Here is a 16,895-nt window from a genome sequence, read left to right as displayed (position 1 = left end):
CCGACGCACCGGGACGTGACGTATAAGAGCGTGGCGTACACGGGCGTGGCGTACACGGGCGTGACCTGCGGGAACGTGACCGGTCGGCGGGTGGCGGACGGGCACGTCCCGCCGGTGCCCCGCGCACCGGGCTCCCGCGGTTGGATCAACGACCGGCGCGGCCTCCGTGCGGGCGGTCCCGAGCGCAGCGAGCGAATCGTCAGAGGGTGCGCGCCTCGCGAATGTGAGGCCGAGCGAAGCGAGGTTTCGGCATGAGTGGGCGGGCGCGGCTGGCTCTGTGCGCGGCAGCGGCGACCCTGTGCGCGGCCTGCGCACTGCTGCCGCTGGTGGATCCGGTGACGTGGATGCTCCAGGCGGTGATCCTGCTGGGGATCGTGACCGGGGTGGGGGCACTGACCCGCCGGGTCCCGCTGGCCAGACCGCTGACCATCGGCGCACAGGCGCTGACCGGCGTGCTGCTGATGACCGTGTTCTTCACCCGCGACCAGGCGATCGGCGGGCTGCTGCCGGGCCCGGACGCCATCGCGGCCTTCGGCCGGCTGATGCAGGACGGCGTCCAGGACGTCGGACGGTACGCCATACCTGCCCCCGTCACCCCCGGCATACGGCTGCTGCTGGTCGGCGGAGTGCTGGTGATCGGCCTGGTCGTGGACGCGCTGGCGGTCACGTACCGCAGCGCCGCCCCCGCCGGGCTGCCGCTGCTCGCGCTGTATTCGGTGGCCGCAGGATTGTCCCAGGGCGGCGCGGGCTGGCTGTGGTTCCTGATCGCGGCGGCCGGCTATCTGCTGCTCCTGCTCGCCGAGGGCCGCGACCGGCTGTCCCAGTGGGGCCGGGTGTTCGGCGCCGCGGGCTCCGGGACGGCCCGGCCGGGCGGCGGCCAGAGCTTCGCCGCCGGGGCCGGCGGACCGGCGCCGGCCCCGGTCCGTACGGGCCGCAGGATCGGCGCCGTGGTGCTCGGTATCGCGCTCGTGGTGCCCGCCGCGCTGCCGTCGCTGGGCGGCGGACTGCTCGGCCCGTCCAGCGGCGGACCGGGCCCCGGGGGCGGTGGCGGCACGATCTCCGCCGTGAACCCGCTGGTGTCGCTGCAGAACAGCCTGAACCAGCCGGCGGACAAGGAAGTCCTCAACTACCGCACGACCGCGGCCGACACGCGCGACATGTATCTGCGGATCGTCGCCCTCGACCAGTTCGACGGCACGGCCTGGAAGCCGTCCGAGCGCACCGTCACCGACGTCCCCGACCGGCTGCCCCAACCGCGCGGCCTGAGCTCCGCGGTGGACCTCGAAAGGATCAACACCTCCATATCGACCGCCGAGTGGTACGCCCAGAACTGGCTGCCGCTCCCCTACCCGGCATCCCAGGTGGACATCGCCGGGCGCTGGCGCTTCGAACCCCAGGGCCGCACCCTCGTCGGCGACCGCGGGCAGAACACCCGCGGGGTGCAGTACCAGGTCGAGAGCCTCCAGGTGCGGCCCACGCCCCGCCAGCTGGCCAACGCCCCGGCACCGCCCCCGGAGCTGCTGCGCGAGTACACCAAGGTGCCTGACTCGCTGCCGCCCATCGTGCGGACGACCGCGCGGAAGGTCACCCACGGCACACGGAACGCCTACGAGAAGGCCGTCAAGCTGCAGGAATGGTTCGCGCTCTACGGCGGCTTCACCTACAACACCGAGGTCAGGGCGGGCAGCGGCTCCGAGGCGATAGCCCGTTTCCTGGAGCAGAAGGAGGGCTTCTGCGTCCACTTCTCCTTCTCGATGGCGGCGATGGCCCGGACGCTGGGCATCCCGGCCCGGGTCGCGGTCGGCTTCACCCCCGGCGCCAAACAGCCGAACGGCACCACATCGGTCGGCCTCAAGGACGCACACGCCTGGCCCGAGCTGTACTTCGAGGGCACCGGCTGGACCCGCTTCGAACCGACCCCGAGCCGCGGCAGCGTCCCCGACTACAGCTACCCGGACACCGCGGACACGGGCGACCCCGGCCGCCCCGCGCCGGAGCCGAGCCAGCCCGCGGCCCCCTCGGCCGAACCCTTCGCCGACCCGACCTGCGGCCCCGGTGAGGGGCCCGGAACAGGGTCGGCGTGCGTACCGGTGCCCGCCGAGTCGGGTGCCCGCCCGTCGGACGGCGGCCCGTCCCCCTGGGCTGTCGTCGGCATCGCGCTCGCCGCGCTGCTCGTCCTGCTGCTGCCCGCGCTCCCGATGCTGTGGCGTATCCGTACGCGGTCCCGGAGGCTGGCGGCCGGCGGACCCGGCGGGGACCAAGCGGCAGGCACCCTCTCCGCCTGGCGGGAGATGCTGGACACCGGCTGGGACTACGGCATCCTCCCGGATGACTCGCTGACCCCACGCAAGGCGGCCACGCGGATCGTACGCATCGGGGAACTGCCGCCGGAGGACGCCGACGCCGCCCACCGGGTGGCGGCAGCGGTCGAGCAGGCCCTGTACGCCCCGCAGCCGCGCCCGGTCTCCGGCCTCGCCACGGACGTGGCGCGGGTACGGGCCGGACTGCACGCCACGGCGACGCACGGCCTGCGGCTGCGCGCCCTGCTCGCCCCGCGCTCCGCGGTCCGCCTCCTGTGGGCCGTCTCCGCCCGCTGGAGGGGCCTCGTCGTCCGCTGCACCGCCAGCCGCCCGGTCACCGCGGCACGGCGCGCGGCGGCCGCCCTCCGTCCGGGACGGCAGCGGGCTTAGCGGCCGCCACAGAAACCGCCGGACGAGAAAACGCAGCGGCCGCCCGGTCAGGGTCCGGGCGGCCGCGGAGAGCAAAGGAATGCCGGCGCTTGGGTTCAGGGGCGCGGGCCGCGTAGGGCGGTCCGTAGCCGGTTGCGTAGGCCGGCCCGCAGTCGGCCGCGTAGGCGGAGTCCATTCGGCCCGTCGTACGGCATCGGCATCAGCCCGTTGCCGGGGCAGTGGCCCATTGCCAGGGCAGTGGCCCATCGACCGGCATTGGCTCGTCGCGGGCATTGGCCGTCGCACGAAGAACTCGTTCGCGGACTCCCCGCTGCGAGTTCTCCCGCGAATTCCCGGGTGAGAATCCGGGCGGAGACCTGCGAAAACCCGGCGCGAAGGATTCACGAACGCATCACTGTCGCTTGCCGGTGGTAATGAGGTCCCGACAGCGATTCGGGCCTGTCCGGCCGCTGTGCGGACATTCGCGGATCAGGCCCGAGAGCGCTTTTCCCTGACGCTCGGTGGTGTCAGTGGCCTTGTTCGTCGCGGCGCCGCTGCCAGCGGTCCTCGATGCGGTTCATCATCGAGCGCCGCTGCCTGGCCTGACGGCGTGCGGGGGCACCCGCGGTGCCTCCGGAGCCCGCGCCGGCCTGTTGCTCACCGGCTTTGGGAGCCTTACGCCATCCGGTGACTGCCAGTACCGCGCAGCCGAGCATGACGAGGAAGCCCACCACGCTGATCCAGATCTGCTGCCAGACCATTCCGGCCATGAGCAGCGCGATACCCACCAGGAAGCCCGCGACCGCTTGGTAGACCCGTCGCCGGGTGTACGTACGCAGCCCGCTTCCCTCAAGCGCTGTCGCGAACTTGGGATCTTCGGCGTACAGCGCTCGCTCCATTTGCTCGAGCATGCGCTGCTCGTGCTCCGAGAGCGGCACGGAGACCTCCTACTCGTCGGTCGCGGGGGGCGACCGGGTGCGACCCCTTCAGGATAGGCAGGGAATCGCCCCCGTGAAACCCGCCCCTCTGCGCCAGTTCACTGTCCGGGCCGCTGCGGCTGCCGGTGGTGATGCTGCCTGCATTCCCCACCCGCCTGTCCGTCATGCCGGAACGTCGTACCCCGATCATACGGGGAGAAGGGGCTGATCGGGTGGCCTGTGGCCGACTGCACGCGGTAGTCGTGCGGGCGATTGGGGACGCGGTGCGGTCAGTCGCGCTCGGCGAGGACGTGCAGCTGGGTGGCGACGGAGTGGAAGGCGGGCTGCTCGGCGGCGGCCGCTTCCAGCTTGAGCAATGCCTCCATGGCGCCCGGCTCGGTGTCGACGAGCACACCGGGGACCAGGTCGGCGAAGACCCGTACGCCGTGCACCGCGCCGACCGTCAGGCCGGTGAGGGAGACCAGCGCGGTGAGCTGTTCGGCGGTGAAGCGGCGCGGCACCGGGTCGCCCTCGCCCCAGCGCCCGGCCGGGTCGGTGAGGGCGTGCCGGGCCTCGTTGAAGTGTCCGGCGAGGGCGCGGGCGAGCACGGCGCCGCCCAGGCCCGCGGCGAGCAGGCTGAGGGTGCCGGCCGGGCGCAGCGCGTCGACGGCGTTGCGGACGCCCTCGGCCGGGTCGTCGACGTACTCCAGCACGCCGTGGCAGAGCACGGCGTCATAGCCGCCGCGCTCGACGACGTCGAAGAGGCCGTGGGCGTCGCCCTGCACGGCGCGCACCTGGTCGGCGACGCCCGCCTCCGCGGCCCGGCGCTCCAGGGCGAAGAGGGCGTTGGGGCTGGGGTCGACGACCGTGACGCGGTGGCCGAGGCGGGCCACCGGCACGGCGAAGTTCCCGGTGCCCCCTCCGGTGTCGAGGACGTCCAGGGCCTCACGCCCGGCGGCCTTGACCCGGCGCTCCAGGGCGTCCTTGAGGACCTCCCAGACCACGGCGGTACGAAGGGATGCGCGCGGGCGCAGCGGGTCAGACACGGCGGGTGGCTCCTCGGCGGGGGCATGAACATCTAGCGTCCACCACCCTATTGCGTTCCGGGGCTCGATCGCGTGCCCAGGCGCCCGCAGCCTGCGGCGGCGGGGCGGCTTCCTTTCCTCCCCTCCCCCCCCCGGGCCCCGCCCCAACCCACCCCACCCCCACGCCCCCGTCTGGTGCGTCAGACGCATCGGACGCGCCAGCTCCCTCCACAGCCTCCTCCCCAACCCCGGACCTCCGCCCTGGCCCAACCACGGGCGCAGCCCCAGGCCGAGGCACTGGCCCAGGCCGAGAAGCAGGCCCAGGCCGAGGCACAGGCCCGGACCCAACCCCGGCCGCTGACTCCCCTCAGCCCGCCCGCTGCGGCGGCAGGGACGGCTGGAGCAGCAGCATCCGCTCCACCAGGCGCAGGAACATGCCTGCATCCCGCAGCAGGTCGTCGGCGTCGCGGCGGCTCGCCGCGCCGGCTATGCCCGCCTCCGCCTTGGCCCGGCGGGCGGCGCCGGCGGCGAACAGGGCGCTCCACTCGGCGAGTTCGGGAGCGACCTCCGGGAGAACCTCCCAGGCGCTACGGATACGCTGCCTCCGGCGCACCGTGCTCTCCGGCCTGCCGCGCACGGCGAGGACGGCGGCCGCGGTGCGCAGCGCGGCCAGATGCGCCGTGGCGAACCGCTCGTTGGGGGTTTCCAGGGTCTGCGCCTCGGCCAGGCCGTGCTGGGCCTTGGTGAGGAGATCGAGGGCGGCGGGTGGCGCTGCCGTCCGCCGCAGGACGGGGTGGACATCGCTCGGGGGACCGTACGCAGCGGAGCTGCCCGCTGTGGGACGAGCTGCCATGACGAACCTCCTGTCGTCGCATGCCGGTTCGGGACCGAATGCCGATTCGGGACCGTATGAACCCATCGTGAGGTACACCACTGACAATCGGTGCTGACCTGCTCTTTTGCCGGAAAGGGGACGAGGTTCTCGGCGGATCCCCAACGGATTCCCCGCATCCCCTTGCGGAGAGGGGGGTGGGGTACTGCATACTTTTTGCACTGACCAGTCAGTTCAAGGAGGGATCGTGGACAGCACCCCGCGCGGGGCGGCGGTCACGGCCGCGGGATTCGGGGTCAAGGGCCCCCGCGGATGGGCGTTCCAGGGCATCGACATCACGGCGGAACCCGGCTCGCTGATCGCCGTGCAGGGCCCTTCGGGATCCGGCCGTACATGTCTGCTGCTCGCGCTGACCGGACGGATGAAGACCGCCGCCGGAACCGCCGAGGTCGGCGGTCTGCCGCTGCCCAAGAAGATGGCCGCGGTCCGGGCGGTCACCGCGCTCGCCCATGTACCGGGGATCGCCGAGCTCGATCCCGCGCTGACCGTGGGCGAGCATCTGCGGGAACGCGCCCTGTTGCAGGGCCGGTTCGGCGGCTCTGTGCGCGCGCTGCTGCGGCCGCGCCAGGAACGCAGGGCCGAGGCGCGCGCCTTGGTGGACGCCGCGCTCGAAGCGGCCGGCCTGGACGTGGCATCGCTGCCCAAGGGGATCCGTACGTCGGTGCGCGACCTGGAGCGGCTGGAGGCGCTGCGGCTGTCCGTGGCACTCGCGCTGATCGGCGGCCCGCGGGTGCTGGCCGTGGACGACACCGACCTGAAGCTGTCGGACGGCGAGCGGGCCGCGGCCTGGGCGATGCTGCACGGCCTCGCGGCGGCCGGCACGACGGTCATCGCGGTGTGCAGCGAGCCGCCGGAGGGCGGCGCGGAGGGCGCGGGCCTGGTGCTGGTGCGTACCGACCGCCCGGAGCAGGGCACCGCAGACGGCGCCGGGGAGACCGCAGCTGCCGACGCCACAGGGGACACCGCGACCGCCGACGCCACCGGCGACGATGTTCGCAACGACGAGGAGGGGGCGGCCGATGCGCTCGCCGAAACTGGCCGCGCTTGAGCTGAAGCGGTTCGGGAGGGGGAAGCTGCCGCGCGCGGCACTGGTCGCGCTGCTGCTTCTGCCGCTCCTGTACGGCGCCCTCTACCTGTGGTCCTTCTGGGACCCCTACGGGCGGCTGGACCGGATCCCGGTGGCACTGGTCAACGAGGACAAGGGCGCCGACGTCGACGGCAAGCGCATATCGGCGGGCGACAGCATCGTCACCGGGCTGCGCGACAGCCACGTCTTCGACTGGCGCACCGTGGACGCCGACGACGCCAGGAACGGCGTCGAGGACGGCTCGTACTACCTGTCGCTGAACATCCCGGAGGACTTCAGCCGGCGGATCGCCTCCAGCTCCGGGGACCACCCGGAGACCAGCGCCCTCAAGGTGCGTACGAACGACGCGAACAACTACATCGTCGGGCAGATCTCCCGGACGGTGTTCTCCGAGGTGCGTTCCGCGGCCTCCACGAAAGCCTCGCGGACCTTCCTCGACAAGATCTTTGTCTCCTTCTCCACGCTGCACGGCAAGACGGAGGAGGCCGCGGACGGCGCCGACAGGCTGAAGGGCGGCATCGGCAAGGCCAAGGACGGCACCGGCGAACTGGCCGACGGCCTGGGCACCGCGAAGGACGGCAGCGGGCGGCTGGTGCAGGGCCTCGGGGACCTCGACGCGGGCGCCGGGCGGCTCACCCAGGGCAGCTCCGACCTCGCCCACGGGGCGGACACCGCGGCCGGCGGCTCGCACCAGGTGGCCGACGGGTCCGGGCGGGTGGCCCAGGGCACCCAGCAGCTCGCCGACACCGTCAACGGGATGGCCGACAAGGTCGGGCCCTTCATCCGGGCGCACGGCAAGGAGATCGGCGAGGCCGCACAGCTGGTCGCCGACGGTTCCCAGGCGGTCCGTGACCACCTGGACAAGCTGCCCGCCGCGGCCGCCACCGGGGCGAAGCTCTCCCGGGGGATCTCCGACCACCTCGACCGCTTCTATCGGCTGCGCTGCGACAGCGGGGTCACCCTCGACACCTCCTGCGCCGAGCTGAAGAAGATCACGGAGCAGGCGGCCACCGCGGCGGACAAGGCCGAGGAGGTCAGCGGGTACGTCCACGACCAGGAGAACCTCGACAAGCTCGGCAGGGACCTGGACACGCTGCACCACCTGGCCGGCGAGCTGGCGAAGCACGGACCGACCCTCGGCGCCGACATGGACGCCGCCGTCAAGAAGATCAACGACCTCAACGACGGCGCACACAAGGTCTCCGCGGGTGCCCGCAAACTGGCGGCCGGCACGGACCAACTCGCCGACGGCGCGGGCAAGGTGGCGGACGGTGCGCGCGAGCTGCACGACGGCACCGGCCGCGCCTCGACCGGCATGGGCGACCTCGACTCCGGTGTGGGCAGGCTCAAGGACGGCGCGCAGACGCTGAACGGCGGCATGTTCAAGCTCTCCGACGGCTCCGCGAAGCTGGCCGGCGGGCTGCACGACGGGGCGCGGCAGATTCCCGACTACGGCAAGAAGGACCGCGACGCGCGCACCCTGGTCATGTCCGACCCGGTGCAGCTCGCTTCAGGCTCGGCCCACAAGGCGCCCAACTACGGCACCGGCTTCGCCCCGTACTTCATCCCGCTGTCCCTGTGGGTCGGCGCCATGGTGGCGTACATGCTGATCAAACCGCTCAACCGGAGGGCCCTGACGATGGGCGCGTCCTCGTGGCGGGTGGCGGTGTCCGGGTGGCTTCCGGTGTTCGCCATCGGGGTGCTGCAGACCGCGGCCCTGATGTCCGTGCTGCACTTCGCGCTCGGCCTGGAGATGGCGCGGGCGGCGGGCACAATCGGCTTCCTCGTGCTGGTCACGGCCTGTTTCTCGGCGATCGTGCAGTGGCTGAACGCACAGTTCGGACCGGCCGGCCGGATCCTGGTCCTGGCGTTGCTGATGCTCCAGCTGACCTCGGCGGGCGGTACGTACCCGGTGCAGACCAGCCCCGGCTTCTTCAGCGCCATCCACCCCTTCCTGCCCATGAGTTACATCGTGGAGGGGCTGCGCCGGCTCATCACGGGAGGCGACCTGGGGCCTGTGTGGCAGGGCAGTCTGGTGCTGCTCGCGTTCACCGTCGGGGCGCTCGCGCTGACCTCCCTGTCGGCCCGTGGCCGCCAGGTGGTGCGGATGAAGGACCTGCATCCGGAGCTGAGCCTGTGAGCGCGCACACCGCGGAGACCGGCACAATCGCCCCCATGGACAGCTCCAATACACGCCGCGACGCCACCCGGCGCAAACTCTTCGAGGCCGCGGTCACGCTCATCGCCGAACAGGGCTTCTCCTCCACCACGGTGGACGAGATCGCCGAGCGGGCGGGCGTCGCGAAGGGCACCGTCTACTACAACTTCGCGAGCAAGAACGTTCTCTTCGAGGAGCTGCTGCGGCACGGCATCGAACTGCTGGCGACCTCCCTCCAGGCGGCCGCGGAGGAGGTCGCCGACCGGGGCGGCAGCCGGATCGACGCCCTGGACGCGATGATCCGGGCCGGGCTGGACTTCATCTCCCGTTACCCGGCGCTCACCCAGCTCTACGTGGCCGAGCTGTGGCGCACCAACCGCGCCTGGCAGTCCACCTTGATGGTGGTGCGCGAGCGGGCCATCACCGTGGTGGAGGACGTGCTGCGGGAGGCGGTGGCCAATGATGAGCTGAGCGAGGAGATCGACATTCCGCTCACCGCCTCGGCGCTGTTCGGGATGGTCCTGGTGGCCGCGCTGGACTGGCAGTCCTACCAGCCGGACCGGTCGATCGACGATGTCCACGCGGCGCTGTCGCGGCTCCTCCAAGGGCGGGTCAGCGGCCGCTCGGCCTAGACGGGTAAGTCCCGTGTCCCTTCTGGCTCCCGCCCTACGGGCGGACGAAGGGGCACAGGACTTACTCGTCCAGGGGCCGTGAGTGCGCGCCGTATGGTCGGTACGGCGCGCACCAGTACGGCCCATGGCCCCGCACAAAAGAGTGCGCTGCCCTGGCGCAGATCGTTCCCCCATCGATCCGACCAGGACAGCGCTTCCCCCGTGCTCCCCCGTGGAGCCCCCGTACTTCCCCCGTTACGTCCGGGAGCCGCGCCGTTCCGCCGCCCCGTGTCGGCGGTGCGGCGCCGCGTCCCTTCCGTGGTCCCCACTCTTCCGTCCCGAGGGGCCCCGGCCCATCCGCGTACCTACTCATCTGGGCGTCTGAGTACGGATACTCAAACGTGAGCACCGGAGCCCAGCGCTCGCCTACGATCTTCCGCGTGTCCGTACTTCCGTTGGTCTTCACCAGTGGCTGGGCGAGCGGGATCAACGCCTATGCCGTCGTCCTGCTCTTCGGCCTGCTCGGCGCGACCGGCGTCACCGACGAGGTGCCCGCCGCGCTACAGCGCCCCGATGTGCTGATCGTCGCGGGGGTGCTGTTCCTCGTGGAGGCCGTCGCCGACAAGGTCCCGTACGTGGACTCGGTGTGGGACTCCGTGCACACGGTGATCCGGCCCGTCGCGGGCGCCGTGGTGGCGGCGCTGCTGGCCGGTCACAACGGCTCGCTGCCCGAGCTCGCGGCGGGCGCCGTGGGCGGCTCCACGGCGCTGCTGAGCCATCTGGTGAAGGCGGGCACGCGGATCGCGGTCAACACCTCGCCGGAGCCCGCGAGCAACATCGTGCTGAGCATCGCCGAGGACCTGGGGGTCGCCGGGCTCATCGCGTTCGCGGTGTTCCATCCCGTGGCCGCGGCGGTGATCGCGGGCACGCTGCTGATCGCGGGCATCACGCTGGTGATCTTCCTGTGGTCGCGGATCCGCCGGTTCCTGCGGCGCAGGCGGCTGCGGCGCGAGGAGAAGCGGCTGGCCACGGCGGAGGGCGCGGTGGCACCGCCGGGCTGAACCACCGCCGTTCGGACGTTGTCAGTGGGCCCGGATAAAGTCGCAGGCATGGCACGGATTGCGGTGATCGGCGCCGGGATGGGCGCGATGGCGGCCGCTGCCCGGCTGGCCGTCGCGGGCCACCGGGTGGCGGTGTTCGAGAGCGGCGCGACGCATGGCGGCGCGGTGCAGCGGATCGAGCGGGACGGCTTCGCGTTCGACACGGGGCCCGGCCTGCTGCATCTGCCGGCCGTCTACCGCGATCTGTTCGTCAAGACCGGCCGCGAGCCGCTGGAGAAGTGCGTCGAGCTGTCACAGGTCGACCCCGCGAGCCGCCATGTCTTCGCCGGCGGCACCGCCGTCCCGCTGCCGAACGCCTCGCGCGCCGGGGTGGTCGAGGCGCTGGACGGCGCGCTGGGCGCCGGCTCGGGCGAGCGCTGGAGTGCCTTCATCAACCGGGCCCGCGAGGCCTGGGACGCCACCCGGCGGCCGCTCCTGGAGGAGCCGCTGCGGCCGGACTGGCAGGTGCTGGGGCGCGATCCGTATCCGGCGGTGCGCAGGCGCGGGCTGTTCGGCCTCGGCAAGGGCCCGGCGACCGCCACCCTCGCCGAGGTCGCCCGCCGCGAGCTGGCCGACCCCCGGCTGGTCGCGCTGCTGGAGAGCCATGCGCTGGCCTACGGCTTCGACCCGCGCAGCGCTCCGGCGAGCGCCGCCGTGCTGCCGTATATGGAGCAGACCTTCGGGAGTTGGTACGCGCGCGGCGGTATGCGGGCGCTGGCCGACGCACTGTACGAGCGCTGCCTGGCCCGCAAGGTGGAGTTCTCCTTCGGCGCTGAGGTGACCGGGATCGTCGAGAAGGACGGCCGGGCGGCGGGCGTCGAGCTGGCCGACGGCCAGGTGGCCGGCGCGGAGTTCGTGGTCGCGGGCGTCGCTCCGGCCCGGCTGGCGCCGATGGTGCCGGGCGGGCTGCCGTGGGGCGCGGACGATGTCCGGCCGGACGCCCGTCCTGAGGGTGTGCCGGGGCGGTTCACGGTCGCGCTCGCGCTGCGTGGCGCGCGGCCGCAGGACGCCGCGCACCGGACGGTCGTGCACGCCCGCGACCGCGCGGCCGAGCTGGCGGCCGTCTTCGGGGACGGCGCGGGCCCACGTCCCCCGTGCGCCGACCCTACGGTGACGGTGCTGCGGCCGGACGACCCCGCCTCCCGGCCCGACGACGAGCACGAGGCCGTGACGCTGAGCGCCACAGTGGCGCCGGGCGGCCCGTTGGACCGTGCGGCCACCGAGGCGGCCGCCGACCGGCTGACGGAGATCGCCGAGGCCGCGGTTCCCGGACTGCGGGAGCGGGTGCTGTGGCGGGAGGTCCTGCCGCCCACGGACGAGGCGTTGGTGCCCGGCCCCGCGCTGGCGGGGCAGGAAGGACGCTTTCTGCGGCCCGCCAACCGCACCCGGATACCGGGGCTTTACGCGGTCGGCGGCTGGTCGCACCCGGGCGGCGGGCTGGCGCATGCCGGGATGTCCGGCGCGATCGTCGCGGGCCTGATCGTGAACGGCGATGACTGGCGCGGGTCGACGTGAGAACACAGCCGGTGTGAGAACACAGCCGGTGTGAGGACGTAGTCGGCGTAAGGGCGTCATACGGCGACGGCGCCCGGGCCCAGAGACTCGATGGCTCAGCGCTCAGTAGCGGTACTGCTGCTCGTCGTAGCCCTGCTGCTGGTAGGGCGGGTACGGCGGCTGCTCGGGCGGGAGTTCGCCGCCGCGCTGCTGCGGGACCCACACCCCGCCGGGCGGCGTCTCACCGTAGCCCTGCCCCGGGTTCTGCCCCAGCGGCTGGCCCTGGCCGTCGAGCTGTATGCCGTCGTAGGGCTGCTGCGGGGCATACACCGGCTGCCCATAGGGATCCAGCTGCTCGTACGGGTCGTACTGCGCCGTGTACTGCTGGGCGCCGATGTACGGATCGGAGTAGGGCGCCTGCTGGCCCTGGCCTTGGCCCTGACCGTCCCCGTACGCCGCGTAAGGGTCGGCATAGGCATCCTGGCCCGCGTAGGTCTGACCGTAACTGTCGCCGTACGCATAGCCGTTGCCGTTGCCGTTGCCGTCGCTGGACCCGTTGCCGTTGGCCGCACCGTACGCGTCGTAGGCCGGGTAGTCCGACTGCTGGGCGCGGGCGTCGGGGCTGTAGACGCCGTACTGCCCGGTCTCGTCGGGCATCGGCTGCGGGGCGTAGACGGCGGCGGCGTCCACCCGCGCGTAGCCGTCCTGGCCCGCGTACCCCGGCTGCGGGGCGTAGCCGTCGTCCTGACCCGCGTAGGTCTGCTGCTGGGTCTGGTACGGGTCCTGGCCGAGCGAGCCGTCATTCGCTTCGTAGGCCGTCCCCTGCCCGGCGTAGCCGTCCTGGACGCCCTGGTAGCCGCCCTGGCCGGCGAACATCCCCTGGTCGTCCGTGCCCTGGCCGGTGCCGCCGGTGAGCGGTACGTCTTCCAGGCCGGAGACCTGGAGGGTCGGCTGGGCGGGCGCGCCGCTGGAGCGGGCCCGGCGGCGCCGGCTCTCCCCCGGCTTCCCGCCCAGCGCCCAGCCGGTCGAGAAGCCGCGTTTGAAGGAGAGCGTCACATTCGTCTGCCCGACCGCGAAGGCGATGGCGCCGACCCCGATCACGATCACCGAGGAAACGATGACGCCGACCACCACACCGATGAAGCCGGTGAAGGCGAGCAGCCGCCAGCGCAGCCGGGCCTTGTACTGAAGCAGAACCTCACCGAGGAGCCACAGCGCGACGAGGCCGAACGCGATGTAGAGGACCGTCCAGCCCATATACGCCCCTCTTCCGCCGTTTTCCGGCCACCGTGATCAGGACTGCTGGTGCAGCCCCAGATTCTCGTAGATCTCCAGCGTCGCCGTGGAGTGGTTCAGGGTAATGAAGTGCAACCCGGGAACGTCCTCGGCCATCAAGCGCGCACACAGTTCCGTCGCGTACTCGATGCCAATGGAGCGTACAGCCGCCGGGTCGTCCTTGACGGCGAGGATGCGGTCGGCCAGCTCGGGCGGGAAGGCGGCGTTGCTGAGCTGCGCGAAACGCTCGATCTGGCGCACGTTCGTGACCGGCATGATCTCCGGGATGATCGGCGTCGAGCAGCCGGCGGCGCTGACCCGGTCGCGCAGCCGGAAGTAGTCCTCGGCGTAGAAGAACATCTGGGTGATCGCGAAGTCGGCGCCCGCCCGGCACTTGTCGACGAAGTGGGCGACGTCCGTGTCCCAGTCCGTCGAGCGCGGGTGCATCTCGGGGAAGGCCGCGACGCCGACGCAGAAATCGCCCGACTCCTTGATCAGCTGGACGAGGTCGGCGGCGTAGCCGACGCCTTCGGGGTGCCGCACCCACTCACCCATGGGGTCGCCGGGCGGGTCGCCGCGCAGCGCGAGCATGTTGCGGATACCGGCATCGGCGTACTGCCCGATGATGTTGCGCAGGTCGGCCAGGGAGTGGTTGACCGCGGTGAGGTGGGCGACCGGGGTCAGGGTGGTGTCGGTGGCGATGCGTTCGGTGGCGCGCACCGTGCCGTCACGGGAGGTGCCGCCGGCTCCGTACGTCACGGAGACGAAGGTCGGCGCGACGGCCTCGATCCGGCGAATGGCGTTCCACAGGGTCCGCTCGCCCTTCTCGGTCTTCGGGGCGGCGAACTCGAACGAATACGACTGCTTGCCTGAAGCCAGCAGATCGCGCACGGTACGAGCGCGATCAGTCCTGGTGGAAGCTGTACCTAGGGCCATACGGGCAGGTTAGCCACAGGGCAGGCACACACCAACCATCGACGGCGTTATGCCTGGTTAGCCGGTTTCGTGTCCACTGGTTGGACATCTCCCGGCCATCGGCCGTCCAGAAACCACCACCGGAGCGACCACCCGACCGGCAGCCGGAGCGGCAGAGCCGGAGCGCCATCGGGACCCGATCCCCACATGCGGATTCCGAGCCCGGACAAGAGGTGCGCGGCTCAGGCGCCCCAGGCCCGTACGCGCTTCGCCAGGTCCGCGGCCGCGGCCCCCGGATCGTCCGCCTCGGTGATCGCGCGGACCACCACGACACGGCGGGCGCCCGCCTCCAGCACCTCGTCCAGATTGCCGGCGTCGATCCCGCCGATCGCGAACCAGGGGCGCTCGGGTGCGAGCGAGGCGGTGTAGCGGACCAGGTCCAGGCCGGGGGCGTGGCGGCCCGGCTTGGTGGGCGTCGGCCAGCACGGTCCGGTGCAGAAGTAGTCCACCCCCGCCTCGGCGACCGCGGCGTCCACCTCGGTCTCGGCGTGGGTGGAGCGGCCTATGAGGACATCCGCGCCCAGGATGGCGCGGGCGGCCGGGACCGGGATATCGCCCTGCCCCAGATGCAGCACATCCGCGCCGATGGCGTGGGCGACGTCCGCGCGGTCGTTGACCGCCAGCAGCTTGCCGTGCCGCCGGCAGGCGTCCGCGAAGACCTCCAGATGCCTGAGCTCCTCGCCGGCCTCCATGCCCTTGTCGCGCAGCTGGACGATGTCCACGCCCGAGGAGAGCACCGCATCCAGGAACTGCGGGAGGTCGCCCTGCCGGGTGCGGGCGTCCGTGCACAGATACAGCCGGGCCTCGGACAGGGCCTGTCGTGCAGTGCTCATCGGGTGGTTTCCCCCCAGGTCAGGGGCGTACGGGCCGGGCCTTCCGGTCCGTACGCCCCTCAGATGCGGTTACGGATGATGGTGCGGTTGCCGATGGGAGCGCGCTCGCGCCCGGTGCGTCAGACGGCGAGCGCCTGCGCCCGGCGCTTCACCTCCGTGCCGCGATTCTCGCGCAGCGCCTGCGCCGGGGTGCCGGGCAGGGTGTCATCAGCGGTAAAGAGCCACTCCAGCATCTCCTCGTCGGCGAAGCCGTCGTCGCGCAGCAGCGTCAGGGTCCCTGCGAGCCCCTTGACGACCTTGCCGTCCTTGATGAAATCGGCCGGCACCTGCAGTGCCCTGTTCTCGCCGCGGCGCACCGCGATCAGCTGGCCCTCCTTGACCAGCTGCCGGACGCGCGTCACCTCGACGCCGAACTCTTCGGCGATGTCGGGGAGGGTGAGCCAGGCGGGGACGAGTCCATCGATGTTTGCGTCAATCTCGGTCACAGGACAAGCGTGCCACCTCGCACTGACAGCCGGTACCCGGGCATCGCCATCAGGGGCCGCCCCGCGCCCGCACCACCCCGGGCTCACCGCCGGTTTCGGCTAGCTCACCGCCGATTTGAGCGACACCGACGCGTCCGCGGCCCGTTGCCGGTCGAGGGTGGCGCCCCGCTCGATGAGCTTGCGCCCCTGGGCGAGGTCCCGGGGCCGGCCGACGGCGAGCAGCGCGACCAGGCGGCCGTCCCGCAGCCAGATCACCGACCAGGCGGCACCGGCCGGGTCGCCGCGCCAGACCAGCTCGTCGGCGCCCGAGTGGTGGCCCGCGTACTGCACGAACCGGCCGAACTGCTCGGACCAGAAGTACGGGACCGGGTCGTAGACCAGGCCCTCCGCCGGTTCGCGGGCGATGTTCTCGGCGACCGTACGGGGGCCCTGGAGGGCGTTGTCCCAGTGGTGGATCAGCAGGCGGCGGCCGTAGCGGGCGGACGGGAAGGAGGCGCAGTCGCCGACCGCGTAGACGTCGGGGACGGAGGTGCCCAGGTGTTCGTCGGCCAGCACGGAGCCGTCCTGCGGCGACAGGGCGACGCCCGAGCCGGCCAGCCAGCCGGTCGCGGGCCGGGCGCCGATCCCGACGACCACGGCGTCGGCGGGCAGCGTCGTACCGTCGGCGAGGGTGACCGCGCCCGGCGCGACGGACGCGACCGAGACGCCGGTGCGCAGATCGGCGCCGGCGTCCGCGTACCAGTCGGTCATGTGGGCGGCGACCTCGGCGGGCAGCGCGCCGGCCAACGGACGCTCGGCGGCCTCGACGACGGTGACCGCGCAGCCCGCCTCGCGCGCCGCGGTCGCGAACTCCGCGCCGATCCAGCCGGCCCCGACGACCACGATCTCGTGCTGGGCGGCGAGCACCGGCCGCAGCCGCTTGGCATCATCGAGGGTGCGCAGCAGGTGGACGCCGGGCAGCCCTTCGCTGCCGGGCAGCACGACCGGGTCGGCGCCGGTCGCGAGGACCGCGTAGTCGTACGGGACGGGGCCCTCGGCCGTCTCGACGGCATGGGCGTCCGGCCGCAGGGCGGTGACCCGGCGGCCGAGGTGCAGATCGATGCCGAGCGCGCCGAAGTCGACGTCGAAGGTGGAGCCTTCGGCCTTGCCGAGCAGCACCGCTTTGGACAGCGGGGGGCGGTCGTAGGGCTGGTGCGGCTCGTCGCCGAGGAGTGCGATCGCGCCGCGCCAGCCCTGTTCGCGCAGGGCGACCGCGGTCTGCACACCCGCTATTCCCGCGCCGACGATCACGACGCGCGGCGTGCGGTCAGGGGCCTGGGAAGACGTGCTGTGCTCGCTCACCCGATCACTGTAGGACGGTGTGTCGTGCGGCTC

Annotated in this window: 14 protein-coding genes; 6 read left to right on the top strand and 8 right to left on the bottom strand. The window is 72.5% G+C overall.

Going from position 1 to position 16,895, the window contains the following annotated elements; genetic code table 11:
* Window positions 1-251 precede the first annotated feature (251 nt).
* Entirely contained in the window at window positions 252-2,690 is a 2,439-nt protein-coding gene (locus AB0I10_RS06530) for a DUF3488 and transglutaminase-like domain-containing protein (protein ID WP_363151198.1), read from the top strand.
* 506 nt (window positions 2,691-3,196) lie between these two features.
* Here AB0I10_RS06530 and AB0I10_RS06525 read toward each other — a convergent pair.
* The 3 genes from AB0I10_RS06525 to AB0I10_RS06515 form a co-directional block, all read right to left on the bottom strand.
* The gene (locus tag AB0I10_RS06525; protein ID WP_363151197.1) at window positions 3,197-3,607 is read right to left on the bottom strand and encodes a DUF3040 domain-containing protein; all 411 of its coding nucleotides are present in this window, start codon (window positions 3,605-3,607) and stop codon (window positions 3,197-3,199) included.
* A 269-nt stretch (window positions 3,608-3,876) separates the two neighbouring features.
* A complete protein-coding gene (locus AB0I10_RS06520) occupies window positions 3,877-4,632 on the bottom strand; it encodes a methyltransferase (RefSeq protein WP_363151196.1) in 756 nt (251 codons plus the stop codon).
* A gap of 346 nt (window positions 4,633-4,978) precedes the next feature.
* Window positions 4,979-5,464: an SAV_6107 family HEPN domain-containing protein gene (locus tag AB0I10_RS06515; RefSeq protein ID WP_363151195.1), complete on the bottom strand. Its 486-nt coding sequence runs from the start codon at window positions 5,462-5,464 to the stop codon at window positions 4,979-4,981.
* Between the two features lie 226 nt (window positions 5,465-5,690).
* On the opposite strand from AB0I10_RS06515, the gene AB0I10_RS06510 reads away from it, so the two are divergent.
* The 5 genes from AB0I10_RS06510 (at window position 5,691) to AB0I10_RS06490 (ending at window position 11,974) form a co-directional block, all read left to right on the top strand.
* On the top strand, window positions 5,691-6,551 hold the full coding sequence (locus AB0I10_RS06510; protein WP_363151194.1) for an ATP-binding cassette domain-containing protein: 861 nt from the start codon (window positions 5,691-5,693) through the stop codon (window positions 6,549-6,551).
* Entirely contained in the window at window positions 6,523-8,730 is a 2,208-nt protein-coding gene (locus AB0I10_RS06505; RefSeq protein ID WP_363151193.1) for a YhgE/Pip domain-containing protein, read from the top strand. Before AB0I10_RS06510 ends, AB0I10_RS06505 begins: the two co-directional genes overlap by 29 nt.
* A gap of 35 nt (window positions 8,731-8,765) precedes the next feature.
* On the top strand, window positions 8,766-9,380 hold the full coding sequence (locus AB0I10_RS06500) for a TetR family transcriptional regulator (protein WP_363151192.1): 615 nt from the start codon (window positions 8,766-8,768) through the stop codon (window positions 9,378-9,380).
* Between the two features lie 419 nt (window positions 9,381-9,799).
* Window positions 9,800-10,420, top strand: a complete 621-nt coding sequence (locus AB0I10_RS06495) for a DUF4126 domain-containing protein (RefSeq protein ID WP_363151191.1) — start codon at window positions 9,800-9,802, stop codon at window positions 10,418-10,420.
* 48 nt (window positions 10,421-10,468) lie between these two features.
* Entirely contained in the window at window positions 10,469-11,974 is a 1,506-nt protein-coding gene (locus AB0I10_RS06490) for an NAD(P)/FAD-dependent oxidoreductase (protein ID WP_363151190.1), read from the top strand.
* 102 nt (window positions 11,975-12,076) lie between these two features.
* On the opposite strand, the gene AB0I10_RS06485 is transcribed toward AB0I10_RS06490, so the two are convergent.
* From AB0I10_RS06485 to AB0I10_RS06465, 5 genes are all read right to left on the bottom strand, one after another.
* Complete coding sequence (locus AB0I10_RS06485) at window positions 12,077-13,210, bottom strand: hypothetical protein (RefSeq protein ID WP_363151189.1); 1,134 nt, start codon at window positions 13,208-13,210, stop codon at window positions 12,077-12,079.
* Window positions 13,211-13,246: 36 nt separating this feature from the next.
* Window positions 13,247-14,164: a methylenetetrahydrofolate reductase [NAD(P)H] gene (gene metF / locus AB0I10_RS06480; protein ID WP_363151188.1), complete on the bottom strand. Its 918-nt coding sequence runs from the start codon at window positions 14,162-14,164 to the stop codon at window positions 13,247-13,249.
* A 221-nt stretch (window positions 14,165-14,385) separates the two neighbouring features.
* Complete coding sequence (gene thiE, locus AB0I10_RS06475) at window positions 14,386-15,036, bottom strand: thiamine phosphate synthase (RefSeq protein ID WP_363151187.1); 651 nt, start codon at window positions 15,034-15,036, stop codon at window positions 14,386-14,388.
* Window positions 15,037-15,155: 119 nt separating this feature from the next.
* A complete protein-coding gene (locus tag AB0I10_RS06470) occupies window positions 15,156-15,521 on the bottom strand; it encodes an Rv2175c family DNA-binding protein (protein ID WP_363151186.1) in 366 nt (121 codons plus the stop codon).
* A gap of 99 nt (window positions 15,522-15,620) precedes the next feature.
* Window positions 15,621-16,862 carry an FAD-dependent oxidoreductase gene (locus AB0I10_RS06465; protein WP_363151185.1) on the bottom strand — a complete coding sequence of 414 codons (1,242 nt, stop codon included), beginning with the start codon at window positions 16,860-16,862 and terminating at the stop codon, window positions 15,621-15,623.
* Window positions 16,863-16,895: the final 33 nt, after the last annotated feature.

The sequence above is a fragment of the Streptomyces sp. NPDC050636 genome (genome assembly GCF_040654775.1).
In the GTDB taxonomy this organism is placed as follows: Bacteria; Actinomycetota; Actinomycetes; order Streptomycetales; family Streptomycetaceae; genus Streptomyces.
This window is presented reverse-complemented; position numbering and strand designations above follow the sequence as displayed.

Excerpts from the sequence above, each read along its gene's own strand:
- AB0I10_RS06530 (WP_363151198.1), top strand. The coding sequence starts at position 252 with ATGAGTGGGCGGGCGCGGCTGGCTCTGTGCGCGGCAGCGGCGACCCTG.
- AB0I10_RS06515 (WP_363151195.1), bottom strand. The coding sequence starts at position 5,464 with ATGGCAGCTCGTCCCACAGCGGGCAGCTCCGCTGCGTACGGTCCCCCG.
- AB0I10_RS06505 (WP_363151193.1), top strand. The coding sequence starts at position 6,523 with ATGCGCTCGCCGAAACTGGCCGCGCTTGAGCTGAAGCGGTTCGGGAGG.
- AB0I10_RS06500 (WP_363151192.1), top strand. The coding sequence starts at position 8,766 with ATGGACAGCTCCAATACACGCCGCGACGCCACCCGGCGCAAACTCTTC.
- AB0I10_RS06490 (WP_363151190.1), top strand. The coding sequence starts at position 10,469 with ATGGCACGGATTGCGGTGATCGGCGCCGGGATGGGCGCGATGGCGGCC.
- AB0I10_RS06485 (WP_363151189.1), bottom strand. The coding sequence starts at position 13,210 with ATGGGCTGGACGGTCCTCTACATCGCGTTCGGCCTCGTCGCGCTGTGG.
- metF (WP_363151188.1), bottom strand. The coding sequence starts at position 14,164 with ATGGCCCTAGGTACAGCTTCCACCAGGACTGATCGCGCTCGTACCGTG.
- thiE (WP_363151187.1), bottom strand. The coding sequence starts at position 15,036 with ATGAGCACTGCACGACAGGCCCTGTCCGAGGCCCGGCTGTATCTGTGC.